The organism is Vibrio sp. 661, assembly GCF_033339315.1.
In the GTDB taxonomy this organism is placed as follows: Bacteria; Pseudomonadota; Gammaproteobacteria; order Enterobacterales; family Vibrionaceae; genus Vibrio; species Vibrio alginolyticus.
Genome location: NZ_JAWOUJ010000002.1, coordinates 72,805 through 89,578, shown reverse-complemented (window position 1 = coordinate 89,578; position 16,774 = coordinate 72,805). Strand labels below are relative to the sequence as shown.

Annotated in this window: 16 protein-coding genes; 9 read left to right on the top strand and 7 right to left on the bottom strand. The window is 44.5% G+C overall.

Going from position 1 to position 16,774, the window contains the following annotated elements:
- Positions 1-746: 746 nt before the first annotated feature.
- The 4 genes from R7P69_RS04650 (at position 747) to R7P69_RS04635 (ending at position 3,974) form a co-directional block, all read left to right on the top strand.
- The gene (locus tag R7P69_RS04650) at positions 747-2,090 is read left to right on the top strand and encodes an OmpP1/FadL family transporter (RefSeq protein WP_017635081.1); all 1,344 of its coding nucleotides are present in this window, start codon (positions 747-749) and stop codon (positions 2,088-2,090) included.
- Between the two features lie 78 nt (positions 2,091-2,168).
- On the top strand, positions 2,169-2,888 hold the full coding sequence (locus tag R7P69_RS04645; protein WP_132936966.1) for a carbonic anhydrase: 720 nt from the start codon (positions 2,169-2,171) through the stop codon (positions 2,886-2,888).
- Positions 2,889-2,967: 79 nt separating this feature from the next.
- The gene (locus R7P69_RS04640; RefSeq protein WP_225496519.1) at positions 2,968-3,519 is read left to right on the top strand and encodes a YtfJ family protein; all 552 of its coding nucleotides are present in this window, start codon (positions 2,968-2,970) and stop codon (positions 3,517-3,519) included.
- A 20-nt stretch (positions 3,520-3,539) separates the two neighbouring features.
- The gene (locus R7P69_RS04635; RefSeq protein WP_005480927.1) at positions 3,540-3,974 is read left to right on the top strand and encodes a hypothetical protein; all 435 of its coding nucleotides are present in this window, start codon (positions 3,540-3,542) and stop codon (positions 3,972-3,974) included.
- Between the two features lie 78 nt (positions 3,975-4,052).
- Here the strand turns inward: R7P69_RS04635 and R7P69_RS04630 are convergent, their stop codons facing one another.
- Positions 4,053-4,592: an NUDIX domain-containing protein gene (locus R7P69_RS04630; protein WP_017635078.1), complete on the bottom strand. Its 540-nt coding sequence runs from the start codon at positions 4,590-4,592 to the stop codon at positions 4,053-4,055.
- Between the two features lie 51 nt (positions 4,593-4,643).
- A complete protein-coding gene (yjjG, locus tag R7P69_RS04625; protein ID WP_005374109.1) occupies positions 4,644-5,318 on the bottom strand; it encodes a pyrimidine 5'-nucleotidase in 675 nt (224 codons plus the stop codon).
- 138 nt (positions 5,319-5,456) lie between these two features.
- On the opposite strand from yjjG, the gene R7P69_RS04620 reads away from it, so the two are divergent.
- The 4 genes from R7P69_RS04620 to R7P69_RS04605 all read left to right on the top strand — a co-directional run bounded on the left by R7P69_RS04620 (position 5,457) and on the right by R7P69_RS04605 (position 7,891).
- A complete protein-coding gene (locus R7P69_RS04620) occupies positions 5,457-6,380 on the top strand; it encodes a LysR family transcriptional regulator (RefSeq protein WP_005384329.1) in 924 nt (307 codons plus the stop codon).
- A gap of 115 nt (positions 6,381-6,495) precedes the next feature.
- On the top strand, positions 6,496-6,810 hold the full coding sequence (locus tag R7P69_RS04615; RefSeq protein WP_238952784.1) for a hypothetical protein: 315 nt from the start codon (positions 6,496-6,498) through the stop codon (positions 6,808-6,810).
- A gap of 47 nt (positions 6,811-6,857) precedes the next feature.
- Complete coding sequence (locus tag R7P69_RS04610; RefSeq protein WP_005497912.1) at positions 6,858-7,544, top strand: helix-turn-helix transcriptional regulator; 687 nt, start codon at positions 6,858-6,860, stop codon at positions 7,542-7,544.
- A 164-nt stretch (positions 7,545-7,708) separates the two neighbouring features.
- Entirely contained in the window at positions 7,709-7,891 is a 183-nt protein-coding gene (locus R7P69_RS04605) for a hypothetical protein (RefSeq protein WP_042523437.1), read from the top strand.
- Between the two features lie 70 nt (positions 7,892-7,961).
- Here R7P69_RS04605 and R7P69_RS04600 read toward each other — a convergent pair whose 3' ends face one another.
- The 5 genes from R7P69_RS04600 to R7P69_RS04580 all read right to left on the bottom strand — a co-directional run bounded on the left by R7P69_RS04600 (position 7,962) and on the right by R7P69_RS04580 (position 15,416).
- Positions 7,962-12,080, bottom strand: coding sequence for a M66 family metalloprotease (locus tag R7P69_RS04600; RefSeq protein ID WP_238952785.1), 4,119 nt, complete (start codon positions 12,078-12,080; stop codon positions 7,962-7,964).
- A gap of 31 nt (positions 12,081-12,111) precedes the next feature.
- Positions 12,112-12,981 (bottom strand): hypothetical protein, encoded by an 870-nt coding sequence (locus R7P69_RS04595; RefSeq protein WP_182039678.1) that lies wholly within the window; start codon positions 12,979-12,981, stop codon positions 12,112-12,114.
- Between the two features lie 1,031 nt (positions 12,982-14,012).
- Positions 14,013-14,246, bottom strand: coding sequence for a hypothetical protein (locus R7P69_RS04590; protein ID WP_005393681.1), 234 nt, complete (start codon positions 14,244-14,246; stop codon positions 14,013-14,015).
- A gap of 87 nt (positions 14,247-14,333) precedes the next feature.
- Entirely contained in the window at positions 14,334-14,888 is a 555-nt protein-coding gene (locus tag R7P69_RS04585; RefSeq protein WP_031780875.1) for a sugar O-acetyltransferase, read from the bottom strand.
- A gap of 129 nt (positions 14,889-15,017) precedes the next feature.
- Positions 15,018-15,416 carry an OsmC family protein gene (locus tag R7P69_RS04580; RefSeq protein ID WP_005374132.1) on the bottom strand — a complete coding sequence of 133 codons (399 nt, stop codon included), beginning with the start codon at positions 15,414-15,416 and terminating at the stop codon, positions 15,018-15,020.
- A gap of 202 nt (positions 15,417-15,618) precedes the next feature.
- On the opposite strand from R7P69_RS04580, the gene msrB reads away from it, so the two are divergent.
- Positions 15,619-16,761 carry a peptide-methionine (R)-S-oxide reductase MsrB gene (gene msrB / locus R7P69_RS04575; protein WP_047102816.1) on the top strand — a complete coding sequence of 381 codons (1,143 nt, stop codon included), beginning with the start codon at positions 15,619-15,621 and terminating at the stop codon, positions 16,759-16,761.
- Positions 16,762-16,774: the final 13 nt, after the last annotated feature.

Below are 16,774 nucleotides of genomic sequence, written 5' to 3'. Positions count from 1 at the left end.
TGATTTTATACTGCTATTTGTCCTAGCCGTACAGGGTACGAGACGTAAAGATAGGTAAATTAACGTCAAGATACTGAAGGAATAAAATCACTAACGTGAAAAATCCGAGATATTATAGTCACTTCAAAACTTTATCATTCAATAAATATAACAAAGATCATTTTTAATATAGAAATTCAAGTTATAAGTATTATAAACAAAACTTTTAAATACCAACAAACCAGTAAAATCCAAAATTATTCAACATTCCATCAATTTAAATTTCATTATAGCCATTTTTAATTATTGAATTTCAAGAGGAGTTAAGTGATAAGTTAAATAAAAAATACCCACATAACACAGGTAAGACCGAGAGGAGTGTGTCATGTGGGTTTAAAACGATAGTTCTCTTGCTGATTCGAACTACCAACGTTGGGATGCAATGGAAATACAAATGACTCAGAGTTTCCATCACGAACACTTTATCGCTGGATTTGCCTCTGTTTGTTAGGGAACAGTCAGCACAATAAAAATAGAGAAGTAATACCGCAAAAATAAAAACAGAGGCTCAGAGTTTAATTTACACTTAAAATAATCACAATATTCACGACATGAACCATTAATAAATTCATCAATAAATATTTATTAATTTAAATCTATTTATTGTCAACATACTGTTAGTTTTACCCCTAAATGTACTGGTCAGATTTGTTTATTTTACTTCTTTTCGTTGCAATACAACCTCTAATTAATTCATGAGAAAAAACATGCAGCGACAATTAACTCTTTCACCGATTTATTTATTAATCGGGTTAGCCTCATCGACGGCGTATGCCGGTGGTTTTCAAATTAACGAACATTCGGCGACGGGTCTTGGTCGTGCTTTTGCTGGTGATGCCGTCATTGGTGATAATGCGTCTGTAGTCAGCCGTAACGCCGCAGCGATGACGCTGTTTAAACAAAATGCCTTATCGTTCGGTGTCACTTACGTCAAACCTGACGTTACCGTTAAAAATGCGCAATATCATCGAGCTAACATTAATGCGGATGTCAATGTTGGTATGGGCGGTTTTCCTCCGTCCCCTCAAGTTGAAATTACCCCGTCCTTCTCTCAAACCGTGACCGACATTGATGACGTCGATGGCGTTGGTCAACCAGCCGTTGTACCCAATTTTTACTTTATTCACCCTATCAACGACGACTGGTATCTAGGCTTATCGGCATACTCCAACTTCGGAACCGACATGGAGTTTAAACCAAACTATGGCGCACCTGTTTTTGGCGGTGTCACCAGCGTAGCGAGTGTCAACCTTGGCGCAAGCTTGGCATACAAGGTGAACGATCGTTTTAGTATCGGTGGTGGTATTGATGTGATTTACGGCTCTGGTGAGCTGTACCGCGATATGGACGTGGGTGTTTGCGTTGGTGGGAACATACTTGGAAACGAACTAGAACAACGCTGTGGATCCGTAAAAGGCAACGCACTTGATGTGGAAGCTGGCGGCATTGGGCTTGGCGCGAACATTGGCATGATGTACGAGTTTAACGAACGTCATCGCTTAGGTTTAAGCTACAAGCACAGCCCTAACATTGATGCCAAGGGTGACATCCACTTTGCTGGCGAATCGTACGACTCGCTTGCTATGCCGCTACCGGATATTGCGGAGTTTTCCGGTTATCACCGCGTCTTACCTAAATTTGCCCTGCACTATTCTGTGCAGTGGATTGGTTGGTCAGCATTTGACAGCTTGAAAGCTGATGATCAGTTGCTAAAAGATTTTCAGTGGCAAGACTCCGCGCACTACTCCATCGGTGCGACTTGGTACGCCAATGAACGTTGGACACTTCGCACGGGTTACATGTTCGACAAAACACCTGTCGATGAGCTGACTTCGCTTTCTATCCCAGATTCGAACCGTCACTGGTTATCTGCGGGGGCCTCTTACCAATGGTCATCAGATACCACGGTTGACATCGGCATGACGTACTTGATTGGTGAAGATGTCAACGTAGAAGAGTACGCGTATGAAGGTGTTCCTGCACCGATGGTAACGGGCGTGACCCATTCAAATGCGTTCCTAATTGGTGCCCAACTCAGCCACCGTTTCTAATTTGTCAGGCAGTGATCAAACCTCTAGGTCATTGCCTTGTAACAACGCTTATCAAAGCGACCGAACAGAGACATTATTATGAACAAAACACTACTTGCTTTTTCACTCTCACTTCTCACTCTAAGCGCGGCTCAGGCTTCGGAATGGGGCTATGGCAATGACAAACACGGGCCAGAACACTGGGGAGAAATCGCCAAAGACTGCGCAACCACGAAAAACCAAAGCCCAATCAACATCGACAACCCAGCCGATGCAAAACTGGAAGCACTGAACCTTTCGTACACTGGTCAGGTCATTGGTTTAACCAACAATGGTCATACGCTGCAAGCGCAAGTGAATGGACGTAATAGCTTCACCATCGATGGCGAGACGTTCGAGCTGCAACAGTTCCATTTCCACACACCTTCAGAAAACCAAATCAAAGGCCGCCAATATCCACTTGAAGCGCACTTTGTACACGCCAACGCAGACGGCGAGTTGGCGGTAATTTCGGTGATGTTTGATGCTGGCGATCAAAACGCAGGGCTGTCTAAACTGATCAACGCAATCCCACAAGAGAATCAAACCACGTTCTTTAAAGATACGTTTGAGATTAACGACTTACTGCCAAAAACTGCAAACTACTATCGATTTAACGGCTCTTTAACCACACCACCATGTTCAGAAGGTGTGCGCTGGTTTGTGCTTAAAGACACTCAAACCTTATCCAAAGATCAAGCCGAGAAACTGATGGAAGTCATGGGACAAAACAATCGTCCGCTGCAACCGCTAAATGCGCGCGTTGTACTTTCTAACTAAACGCCACATCCGATAAGGGGCATCGTATTTGCCCCTTATTTTGATTCGCTCTAACCTCACTTCGTTACAGGAACCCCCAATGAAAACTCCATCTGTTCTGTCACTCTTACTCGCACTCGCCCCGACATTCGCCTTCTCTCATAACCTTTCTGTCGGTCAAACCACCCCTTCCGTCAGCATTGATACCTATGGCGAAATGACGCTGCAAGGAGACGATGTGGCTTATCAACCTTGGGCAACTCAGCAGATGTTAGGCAAAGTCCGTGTGATACAAGCCATTGCAGGTCGTAGTAAAGCCAAAGAGATGAACGCGCCGCTGATGTCAGCAATCACTGCCGCTCACTTTCCTGAAGGTCAATATCAGACCACAACCGTGATCAACCAAGAAGACGCCATTTGGGGGACCGGTAAATTTGTAAAATCGTCGGCAGAGGACAGCAAAAAGACATTCTCTTGGTCTTCCATGGTGTTAGACAAAAATGGCGTATTAGCAACAACTTGGGATCTACAGCAAGAAAGTTCTGCGATTATCGTACAAAATAAACAAGGCGAAATTTTATTCGTGAAAGAAGGGGCTTTAACTCAAGACGAAGTCACACACGTCATCGAACTGATTAAACAGAATATCTAAACCTAAGATAAGGAAAAGCTATGAAACTGTTCAACACCATCGCACTCTGTCTTTTAGCGGCTGTAGCCTCTTTCCAATCGGTTGCAGGAGACAACGATTGGGATAAGATTGCAGATAAGACCGTCAGTTTTAAATCGGAAACCGACACAGTCAATCCACTGTCACCATTTGCTAACGCTCGTTTCAGCCACATAAAAATCAAATGTACGCAAGGTACGGTCGATCTGAAAAGCGTTAAAGTAATCATGAAAGATGGTCAGGAAAAGACGTTCGACAGTTTAGGTGTTCTGACTAAAGGCATGTCATCAAGAAGCTTAAGCCTACCAACAAAAGATAACGCGAAGTTAGACAAAATCGAGTTGAACTATGAATCGGTTGGCAGCACTGCGCTGCAAGTCGCGGGGGTGACTAAAAAAGCGCAAGTGGAAATCTTAGGTAAGAAAATCGACGAGTAAGCGATGGCTCAACGAACTCACCCAAACGAAAAACAGCGGCACTAGGCCGCTGTTTTCATTAAAAATCGTCATGGATAACTAAATGAATTTCTTCAGCTTCGCCAAACCATAAGCGGCGATGGTGACACAATCTTTGATCGTGCCGTCGATCATCATCTGTTCGAACTCCTCAACCGAAAAAGCGCGAGTGATCAAATCCTCTTCTTCACTGTCGAGTTGATTGCCCACGTCCGTTAAATCAGTGGCGAAGTAGACGTGACATGTCTGATTCAAAAAGCCGTATGCGATAAACTGCGCGCCGACATACGCCATAGCGCTCGCCTGCATGCCCGTTTCTTCACGCAGCTCGCCTTTGGCAAGCTCAAGATGATCCGCATCTGGGTTTGATTCCCACGCCCCTTGTGGGATCTCCCAACAACGTTGACCTACGGTGTAACGGTACTGCTGAACCAAGTGAATCATCCCGTTATCGATAGCCAGAATCGCAGCACAATCAGGTTTGTCGACCACACCATAGATGCCCTCTGCGCCGCTCGGACGTAAAATTTTGTCCTCACGCACCGTCATCCACTTATTCTGGTAAACGACTTTGCTGTCTAGCTGTTTGATGTCTGACATGATTATTCCTTGATTTTTCTGAGGGTTACTGCGGAATAATACCCGATTCGGTTACGCCACCAAAATGTTCTTTAGTTCACTCAAAGACTCAACGGTGTAATTTGGTGCGATACGCTCATCGACGCTTGCGCCTGTGGTATTTAACCAGCAAGTTTCAATACCAAAATTATTACCACCCAGAATATCGGAATGCAGGTTGTCACCCACCATCAGTACGCGCGTTTTGCATGGGTTGCCCATTTGCTGCATCGCGTATTCAAAAATACCTAAGTCCGGTTTTGCTACGCCCACTTGTTCAGAGATCACCACTTTATCGAAGTACTCAGTCATCCCTGTGCGCTCAAGGCGAATTGCTTGCAACTCTGTAAAACCGTTGGTGATGATGCCCATTTTGGCTTTGCCTTGCAGCGCTTCCATCAGCTCTTTTGCACCTGGCAACAAGCTGCAAATATCGGCCATTGCTTCTAAAAATGCGCTATTGAGATCTGCTGTTGTGGTATTCAGCTTCTCAGCCCACTCGGTAAAACGCTTATGTTTTAGCTCATCTGCCGTTACTTTGCCGTCTTGGTAATCCACCCAAAGCGGTTTGTTTACGGTTTGGTAATGAGCAAAATCTTGTTCAGTAAAATCTACGCCTTTGCGAGAAAACATAAGCTGCAAACCTTTGAAAGCATCAAAGTGGAATAAGGTTTCGTCAGCGTCAAACAGGATCCAATCGTACTTCATTTTCTTCTTCCCAAAATCAAGGTCGTAATACTGGTGCATAGTCTAGATTGTTTTCTTCTTGAAGATAATCTCTATAATTGGAAATTAATTGTATCCTTGTGCTCAACAATAAATGCTTCACGATAATAGGAGATTGATGTGAACGCGATTGCCTCCCTGCCCGTTTTTGTTGCTGTTGTCGAATGCGGCAGCTTTTCCCTTGCGGCCAAACAGCTGAATCTGACGAAATCGGCGATCAGCAAACGCATCAACCAACTAGAAGACGATTTGGGCATTCGTCTCCTTAACCGAACTACGCGTAAGCTGAGCCTGACCGAAGCGGGAGAACGCTATTTTGAGTACGCTTCTCAAGCGCTCAATCTGGCCCAGCAAGGCGTAGACGCGGTATCGGAACTGCAAGGCTCTCCACAAGGTCGGCTCAAAATTACCGTGCCGATGTCTTTCGGTGTGCTGCATATCGCGCCTTTGATCAGCGAGTTTCTCGCTCGTTACCCGAAAATTGAAGTGGATTTAAACCTCGAAGACAAAATGGTCGATTTGGTTAAAGACGGTTTTGATTTGGGGATCCGTATTGGTGAACTCACCTCTTCCAATCTAATCGCAAAACGCCTCGCCCCTTGTAAAAGTGTGCTTTGTGCCTCGCCAGATTACTTAGCGGAGTTTGGAACACCACAAAAACCAAGTGATTTAGTCAGTCACAACTGCCTGCGCTACTCCTATTTCCGTGGCGGCGTCGAATGGATGTTCATCAACAACGGCAGCGAATACAAGGTGCTTCCAAAAGGAAACTTTATCGTCAATAACAGCGAAGCCATTCGCCAGTTGCTGTTAAGAGGTTCGGGCATTGCGCAACTGCCAACATTTATTGCAGGAAGAGACTTTGCCGCAGGAAATCTAAAACCGGTGATGGAAGAGTATTCTCTACCAGAACACGCCATTTATGCGGTTTTTCCTGAGCGCAAGCACATGCCGTTGAAAGTAAGAGCCTTTATCGATTTTATCAGCGAAAAACTCGGCACAGATTTACCTTACTGGGATCGTTACAACAGCCCAGAAAAATAACCATATTGATGATAAGTGAGTGAGATTTCACTACTGACATGTTCTGACATTCCATCCGCGTAACCTTATTTGGAACTCAACAGGCAATCCGCCAAAACCAATAAGGAATCACAATATGGAAACCGTTTTCGAAACTGTGCAATTTCGTCTAACCGCAGGCACAACAGAGCAAGACGTGATCGCCGCTGCCAAACAGTCACAAACGTTTGTGAAGAATCTGCCGGGCTTTTTGTATCGCTCACTCAGTCACGAAGCGACGGACGATGTGTGGACAGACATCATTTACTGGCGTTCAATGGACGATGCAAAACAGGCGGGAAAACAGCTCAAGCAAGCCGCTGAATTTCAGCCTCTGTTATCAATGATTGACTGCGAAAGCTTCGAGCTTATACATCACAACTTAAAAATGTGCAGTGAGCTAGAGAAGTAATCAGCCACACTACTACTAACAACCAGTAGGTCTAGATAAGGAACATCATGAGCAAATCAGAACGACTGTTTGAGCTACTGACGCTTTTGCGCGCAAAGCGTTACGCCGTGACAGCGAAAGAGCTCGCAGAAAGAATGGAAGTCAGCGAACGTACGATTTATCGCGATATTCAGTCGTTGCTCAGTTCTGGTGTTCCGATTCAAGGTGAAGCAGGTGTCGGCTACCTGTTGCAAGCAGGCTCTCATCTGCCACCTTTGATGTTCTCAGAAAAGGAGATGATGGCGCTTGAACTGGGTATGCGGATGGTTCGAGCCTGGTCGGACGCCGAACTCGCCGAAGCGTCTCACTCTGCGTCCACCAAAATACTTTCGGTATTGCCAGATAAGCTCAAACAACAAGTGGAAGATTGTCCGCTGATTGTGCCCGATTATCACACCCAATCCGAGACTGCCAAACGAGGGCAGCTTCTGCGCCACGCGATTGATCATCAGTTTAAGGTCAGTTTGGATTACCAAGATGAAAGCGGACAGGTGACCGAGAGAAAAATCCAACCGTTAGGCCAGTTCTTTTGGGGCAAAGTCTGGACGCTGGTCGCCTGGTGCGAATTGCGCGATGACTATCGCCAGTTCCGCCTCGACCGTATCCAAGCACTGCGTATGCACGATGAAGAGTTTCAGAGTGCGGAAACCAAATCTCTCAAACATTATATTGCGCAGTATGAATCGAAAGATTGAGTATTTTTCATCCCTCCATCACAAGGATTCCAAATTGCTCTGCTCAATGCGCGATATTTGGAAAGGCACATTTGGTTAAACTAATGTTTCATTTTTAACGGATGCGCAACCAACCTAAGATCGTTAACTTAAGTAGCACGTCAACCACACCGGAGCGTGAAGCTATGAAAGTACTGATTCAATACACCCAAGCAGGGAAATATCGAGATCAAGCGTGGGAGTCTTTAACTCTTCGATCTAAAGGTGATATGCAGGCCGTTACCCCTTCTTATGCTGCCCAACTTATCGAACAAAGCAAAGCGACACTTGTGATGACAGAAGACAGACAGATCATCTTTCACTCCTAAATTCCATCAATCCTATGACGAAAAAGGCCTGCATTGCTGCAGGCCTTTGTATGAGTGAATTAAGAGTTATTTACTGGAAACTCACTGCAGTTGGTAGGCGATCAAGCATCTTGTAGTAATCACCAGCCACAGCGCCGATATCACCACGCAAATACGCTTGAATCATATTGAGATCTTTCAGCCAAAGTTCTATGTCAGCATCTGAAGACGCCATGTACCCTGCGTACACATTGTCGACCGCGAACATCATGTCTTCGGCGTGATCGTTGTAAATCAAAAGCATCGCATCTGTGTAAGCTTCGAACGCTTTCAGCTCATCGTGCGCTTTACCACCTTTATAGCTCAATGTGCCTGAAGTTGCATCGATGACCAAATCACCCGAAGTCACATTCGCTGTCGTAAAGTTGATGAAAGACTGGCTAAACGACAGCACACCTGCCGCAATATCCGCATCAATGGTTCGCTTCATTGCGTTGACCATTGGCGCATCCAGCAGCAATACAGGATCGTGGAACGCTGGGACAATCGCTGTTCGGAATGGCCCCCAAGCACTATCGATGCTCTCTGCGACCTTGTTTAGTGTTGCAGGCTCATAGCTATCTAGGTAAGTTTTTAGATCGTAACCTTTGGACGTCACCAGTTGATTTGCGTAGTCGTAAGCCAGCTTGTTTGCTTTTGTTGCCACAAACTTCTCGCCGTCGATAACAAACTCAACCTTGTCACCCGCGATAATACCGTAGCGGTCTTGTTGCTTCGTAAACGTATCAAACTGAGATTGACCACGAGTCTTCACTGTGTAGTCGTAAGACTTCATTTGGCGCACACCCATTCTCAAGATGACATCGCCAACACGTCCGCGGCCTTCTGCACCAATATCAAGGAATCTTGCAATACCACGAGGCATTGGTGGTAGGGACTCCATTTGCTCAGTGATGTGTAGGTTCACGGTAACACCTTTTAGATTGGTGTATTCCTTACCGTCTTTACCCACCAATTTAACTGGCGTATTTAACGCATCATTTGCCACGACGTTGCCCATGATGTCTTCGTATTCAGCTTGCACCCCAGGGATATCAAGCAGCGATGCAAAGCTCACCTCATCGGTAAAACGGTTCGAGAATCGACGTGCTAAGAAGTGGCTCGCAAGCGCTTTGTCTGGCCAGTTACCCAACACAGACACCGCATTTGACCAAGGGTAATCCGGGTCAAAGCTACCAATTGAGTTTAGGAAGCGTCCATTCGCAGTTTCCGCAACAGCTATATAGCCCTCATCTGAATCTTCGATAAAGCGTGCTGCCAAATCATCAAAACAGCTGGCTGTTGAAAGATCGTAATCAGCCGGAATTTGGTGTGAGTTGTTGTCTAACAGTTGACCAAAAGAAATCACTTTTTGGTTGCCTGCCGCATTTTCTATCACACATTGATGCTCTGGTGTGCGCAAGATATCAAGGAAGAACGCCGCGGATTTTTTCGCCCCATTCGCGTAATCACAGAACCATGAGTTATCGGCTTTGCCTTCGCTACAGTATTGAGGGTTTGAAGCAATGCGCAATAAGAAATCACCCGGCTTATCCGTTGACGAAGTGTAACCCAGATTGGTGTACAGGTTATCGATGCGCTCAAGATCTTCCATCTTGTCACGGATAGCGCTCATTTCCATATAACGACGCACTAAGTAACCAGGATAATCGGACGAGAATAATCCCGTCGTCCCATATAACTCCAAGTTGCGTCGATCATAGCTATCGAGATAGTTCTGCCACTCGTAAGAAACAATTTCTTCTAGGTTTGTACCTTCGTCAAAACGGTTACAGTCGCTGTTTAGAGAAACGTTCCCATCGGTACAGAAATCGTAAGACTTACGCTCAATTTCATTCACTTTATCTAGGTAGTAAAGTGCGCCATAACGAGTTTTCGCATTCAGTTCTGGATCATCAGACAACGCGGCGGTATCGAATCGGCTGAAGTCACAGTTGTAGAGTGATTTGCCTTTCTCGTTCCCCGTTAGTGCCTTCACTTCAGAACACACCATCAGCGATGTGTTGTCTGGATTGTTGCCAAACTTGTATGCAAAGCTTTGTTGGTAGGCTTGCTGATCAGCGAGGTAACGAGCGTATGCCGCTTTGTCTTCATCGCTCGCACTGTCTGCCGGTTTCGCAATAGGCGCAGGAGCTGAACCTGAAGAACCTTGAATCGTCTCGACTTTACGACCGTAACCAAACTTAAACGCCGCAATATCGTACAGACCCCAAGTTGGCGTTTCATCCAACATGCTTGGTGCGTAGTCCATTGTCGAACTGTAAGCAGGAATGTTGTTCAAACCAAGTTGATGCGCTTGCTCGAGCGTGTAGTAGTTCGCTTTGTCATTTGAGCCTTTAAAGTTATGGCGCAGACCCATGTTATGACCAAGCTCGTGAACAAGCGTATTGCTGTAAGTCGCAACCGTAATCGCATCTGCTGCTTTCACTTGCAACTCTTTTGGCAGGTATTTCCAACGCTTAAGCTGACGCGATACTTCGTGACCGGCGTCATCGAGTTTGATCTCAAAGTAACGCTCGTCATCCAACTTCAAGTTGTCCAACATGGCCTTGTTGGTTGAAGAAACCCACGACGCTTCGATTGGATAGACGTTGTTCTCTGCCCAGAAAGACAAACGGTTCTCTTCAGCTTCAACCACCTTTTCAAACTCCATGTCATCATTGAAGTTTTTCATTAGCTGAGTTGGGCTCTTCGTCGCTGCTTTTCCAGAAACGATGTCTTCTTTTGAAACGAGCGGCGCATGAATGTTTTCATCCGATTTCAGGCTCGCCATCGCCGCCATTGTAGAAAGCGCTTCAATTCTATCCGCGACTTCTGTTTTCACAGATTCGCTGCTGGTTGGCAATGGTTCTAAGCCATCTAAGTCCAGTTGATTACGATTATAGAAACGTGCCAAGTTATCCCAATAGAAAGGCACACCCGTTCTTGCAACACCTGCGTATTGGTTCACGTGGGCTTTGATGATTTCCCCCGTCATCGGGTTAGAAACCGACGGGCCATAGCCAAGCAGACCATTCGCTAGAGGCTCGTCAATCAGGTTAATCACGTTGTAACGCAGATCACCTGGGTGAATACCAGCCGCTTTGGTTTTGTTCACAATCTCGATTTCAGGCTTGCCTGCATCCGCCCCAAATACATTCAGCGCTTGGTTCATCTTGTCGATCGATTGCAGCGTTGCATCCAAGAACAACTTGTTCTTCTCTTCAAAGAAATTGTCGCTCAAGTAATATTTGATAGAGCCTTGATCTGGGTTGAAACGATTGAGGTAAACCACATCACGGTCGTATTTATTCGTGACTGGGTTAAGCTTTTTCGTCGATGTGGTGAAGAAACCAATGTCGTTCTCATCACCCACTGGGTACAAGATCGGTTGGTAACCTTCGGTTGCCACTTCACTTTCGTGCACTAACGAGTAGTAGAAACGAGATTTAAACGCGCCATCCACAAGCGCTTCATCCAAGCTCGCTTTCGTTGCAAAGTTGATGTAGTCAGAAATATTATCTAAATCGATACGGAACGTGCGCTCTAGTTCGAAATTGAGAAGACCGTTTTTAGGGTCAAAGTCCCACGAGATCAATCGTGGTGCGCCAATTTCATCAATGCCCTCGGTAATGCCGTACAGATCTTCCATATTGAATTCTGCAATTTCGAGATCTTCAGGACGAGGAGTGAAGTGGGTTTTCTTCTTGTAGTTTAGGCTTGCGTCTTCATTGGTTTCTTCTTTGTTGGTGCAATCACCATGCGCGTCTTCTTGACAGCGATACGCCGCAAAGTCACCTGGAATCGTCAGTACTTGCGCGAAGTTAACGCCGTCGTCGTCTGCGACAAATTTCTCTTCACCGCAGTAGTTATTAGCATCTTTGCTTAGATGCGCGTCTGGGTAGTTTTTATCGTAACTGCGAACTTCCAGACCTTCTTTGGTAAAACAAAGCTCAACGTAACGAGGTGAGCCTTGCAAGAATGGGAATTGGTTCAGAGCAAAGCGTGGCGCGGCACCAGTCGTCGGAACGTAAAACCAACGACCGTCTTTAAGGTCTTTTACTGCGACTTCTTTTGCATCTCTTTCGACATAGTCATACGCCTGATCATCTGCGCCACAGCCTGCAAGTGCGGCCGTTATTGCTGACACCAGAGTCAATTTTTTAAACATTATTTGGATATCCTTAATTGTTGTTATTTTCCTAGAAGGAGTAAGTCACTGTCGCGATGTAAGATGCTTTCTCTTGGTCCAACAAATCGATGTTGCCCAAGGTGCCTCGCTCTGCATCTTGATAGAAACCCGTTGATGACGCCGCGAGTAGCAATGACCAGCTTTCATCAAACTCGTATGTGCCGTACAACGCCCCCTCATACCGCCAACTGCTTCTGCGCGTACCTTGATAACTGATGCTGTTACCACCTAACGCCGTGATCCCCACTGCGAACGATTCCCACGACTTTTCCGCAACAGCAAACAACGAGTAAGTCCACTCAGTCAGCGAGCGTCCCCCCATGGTTTTGTATTCGTGGAAATTTTTTCTCAGTCTTGGCGAAACCGAAAAATCGACGCTCCAAGCTGAAAAAGAGATCGGCACATCTAAACGAACCGCGGTGTGCAGTTCATCTTTACGAGATGTTTCTGAAGTTGGAATGGTGAGCTGACCCGCAACGCCGATTTTCCCTGTATCTCCAAAGCGATATAGGTTCGTGTATTGCAAGCCCAACACCGAATCTGTCGCGTAGGTGCCGACTTCATCTTCTAGGGCACGATAGCCCCCCGTAGAAAAATAGGCTTTTGTGTCGCTCGAAAAGGAATAAACGAGATCGCCTCCCCACGAGAAATTGCGGACAGAACGGTAGTCGTCTTTATCGTAAATGTTTGTATCGTAAGATAGGTAAACGGCCCCACTAAACTTACAAACAATACAGGACGTGTCTCCTTCATTTTGTGTAGATTCAGGCGTGCTGGTGCTATCAATTACACTCGTTTCCACCGCGAATGATGGCGCTGAAAACAGCGTACCCAACAACATTGCAAGCGGCGTCATCATCCACTTTGTTGTGTGCTGCATGTTTTGAAACTTCCATGAGAATTAAGTTTATTAGAATAAACTTAAAGACAAACAGATTATTGGGATGAAATTCCATAAAAATTCAGATAATCAACCCCAATAAACCTATCAACCATAAAATTACTCTTATGGTTAAATCCTTATTTAATTTTTTAATACTATTTATCTTAGTATTGTCACGTTCTACTTTGCTTAAAAACGTACTTTAAAATGACGTTTTATAAATAAATCCACACACCACAACATTAAAGAAGCAGCAAAGCAACGCCATTAAAACAAAATTTAAAAGACAATTATTATCAACAACTTAAAATCAACAAAAACAGTTAAAATGAATGAGTCAAAATGTATAAGTTAAAATACAATAAAAATATAAGAACATCATTCCGTTTAATTTTAGTCGTTATTGTATTGAGAAAGTTTAATTTTCAATTTCTAAAATTGGTGGGATACACATAAGAGAAATCATCAAAACCATCCGTTGTTAATAATGAATTTCGCATTTAAAACAAAAGATAGAAACAAGATCAAATTCATGTTTTCTAATATATCGATTCAACCTTTCACAAGTTTGAATAGAAAATCAAACTTTCAGTCAATCTAAAAACAACAAAACATTCACCAAGTGAATATTCAAAAGATAAGTCAAAACTAAATAGCACACACGGTCAGCATATTTGTGAATTATTATTCATTAATTATTTTTTCACAAATTAAACATTAATGTGACCAATTTCACACAATCACACCGCGTACAACATAAAGTAAACGAAATTTAAGTGTTTACTGACTCAAAACGTGTCGATAAACAGAGGTTAAACATCGAGCTGAAATACGTATTTCCCACCAAAATTTATTTTACATAGCAGTGAGTTACCTGCATCCAAGCGGTTAAAATGCGTACTGATGTGACTCATTTTTGAGAGAGGAACATAAGAAGAGCAAAAGCACTAAAAGAGGATAATGCGATTTGAATAACCAGTGCTTCAAACCGCACTTATGAACTTATGCAGAGAAAGAAAGACTATCAGTTACTGTTGAATGGTTTTATGACCACAGTTTTCGCAGATCAAGTGACGTTCAAATTCATCCATAGATGCAAGGAAGGCGCCGAACACTACACTTTTGAGAAAGCCAGCGATGAACTCTTTCTTGTTGCGATTTTTATCGCCTTCAAAGCCACTTTTTTTTCTAACTAACACCACGACATGATGCGTTTCTACCCCACATGTAGGGCACATGAGGACTTCTGTCTTGTTCGACATCTTAGACTCCTTGATGAATTATCCCTTTCTGCTGGCATGATTCTCTTACGCCTGTAAAGCGAGTCATCATGCCATCACTATCGATTCTTACTCTTCTTCGTTGAGACGACGAATCAACTTAGCTGGCGTGCCTCCGTATAGACAATCTGGCGGCACATCATGGTTGACTACCGAGTTAGCTGCAATCACCGAGCGAGCGCCAACTGTTACACCTTGGTTAATGACGGAGTTACCGCCAATCCACACATCATCTTCAATCGTGATGGGTTTACAAAACGTTTCCCAACGTCGGCGACTGCGGTAATCAACAGAATGAGAAGCGGTATAAAATTGCACGCTCGGTCCAATGAGCACGTGGTTCCCGATGGTAATTTTGGCACCATCGAGCATGACCACGTTCATGTTGATAAAGGTTTCTTCACCTATTTCGATGGTCTTACCAAATTCACAATGAAAAGGGGACTGGACAATACAACGGCCTACCTTGCCAAATAGCTGCTTTTGCAATTCGTCGCGCTGACTTTCGTCGGTGTTATTATTGAGCGCTCTAAGTGCTTGAAGAGCATGGCTTCTAATGGCGTCAATTTCTTTGTCCATGCCATCAAAGACCTGGCCAGACATCATTTTTTCTAGTTCTGTCACTGGAAGACTCCTACAACCTGCAATTACTGCTTTCAGATTCTTCACAAGGTACGTGAATTGCGAAATAAAAAAAGAGAAAAGCCCGGACTTTTCTCTTTCCTGTTTTTATATTTTGTGGAGTCTGTCGGCTTACACAATTTCCCAGCTGTGGGTCATCTCAACACCTTCGCCTAGCATTAAGCAAACCGAGCAGTATTTTTCTAGCGAGTCAGCCGCCACTTTTGCTACGACTTCTGGGTCAAGCTCGTCACCTGACACTTCAAAGTGGATATTCACTTGCGTAAAGATACGCGGCGCGGTTTCACGACGCTCTGTGGTTAGCTTGGCATTAACTGACGAAACCTTTTGGCCTGCTGTTTTCAAACCATCAACAACATCGACAGAGCTACAGCCACCAGCAGCCATTAGTACCATTTCCATTGGGCTTGGTGCGGTTGCACCACCATTGCCATCCATCACTACGGAGTGGCCCGACTGAGATTGCCCAAGGAATTTAAAATCTTCTATCCATTTAACTTCAGCTTGCATGATTTACCTCATTTAGCATCGCTTATTCAAGGCATCGTTGCCCTTACTAGCGGTGTGTTTATTGTCGATACTTTAGCTCTATCGCATAAAAGGGCAACGGAATTTTCAACATTACTGTAATTTTTTCGCTCGGTTACCTTTCTCTATACGTAACACTTTTTATTTAAGTAACACTTTCTACAAAAATAACGATGAGGTAGCTATGAAGAATATGTCTAAGTTATTGGCCGGTTTCTCCTTCGCACTTCCAGTCTTGTTTCTACTATTGAGTAAAACAGGTACCGCCGATACGATGGATAAGCTGAAGGCTTCAGAGAATACAAGAATCGCAACACTAGCTGGCGGTTGTTTCTGGTGTACAGAATCGGATTTAGAGCAACTTCCCGGCGTAATCGATGTTGTATCAGGTTATTCAGGCGGTCATATTGAAAACCCGACTTACCGCCAAGTCTCTTCTGGTAAATCTGGTCATATTGAAGTGATTGAGGTGAAGTTCGATCCTGCTGTCGTGAACTACGAGCAAGTGCTGGACTACTTCTTCCGTCATATCGACCCTACCGACGATAAAGGTTCATTTGTTGACCGTGGCCCTCAATACCGTCCAGCGATCTTCTACCATAATGCGGAGCAAAAGCAGATTGCTAAGCAGTTTATGATGGAAATCGACAAGGCGATGATCTATCCAAAACCGTTGAAAACAGAGCTGATCGAGTTTGAAAAGTTTTACCCTGCGGAGTCGTACCATCAGGATTACTACAAGAAGAGTAGTCTGAAATACAAATACTACCGCTACGCATCAGGTCGCGATAAATACCTCGACGAAGTGTTTGGTGAAGATCGAAAAGAAAGCCCTAAAACACTTCGACAGTTGATTGAAGAAAACAAGCTGCTTTCGAAAGTGAAAGCGTACAGTAAACCTGCTCAGTCTGAAATCAGATCAAACTTAACAGAGCTACAGTATTACGTGACGCAAGAAGAAGGCACGGAGCGTCCGTTTGATAATGAATACTGGGACAACAAAGAAGCGGGAATTTATGTTGATATTGTGACCGGTGAACCGCTATTTTCTTCTACTGATAAATACAAATCTGGCACAGGTTGGCCAAGCTTTACTCGACCAATTAACCCGGGTTACATCGTGGAGAAAACCGATTATAAACTGCTCTACCCTAGAACGGAGATCCGCAGTAAGTTTGGTGATTCACACCTAGGTCATGTGTTTAAAGATGGTCCGAAGCCGACGGGATTACGCTATTGCATGAACTCTGCTGCGATGAAATTTGTACCTGTGAACAAGATGGCGAGTTTAGGCTACGGCGATTACCTGTACCTATTTGATAAGTAGTTTTAACCAAATT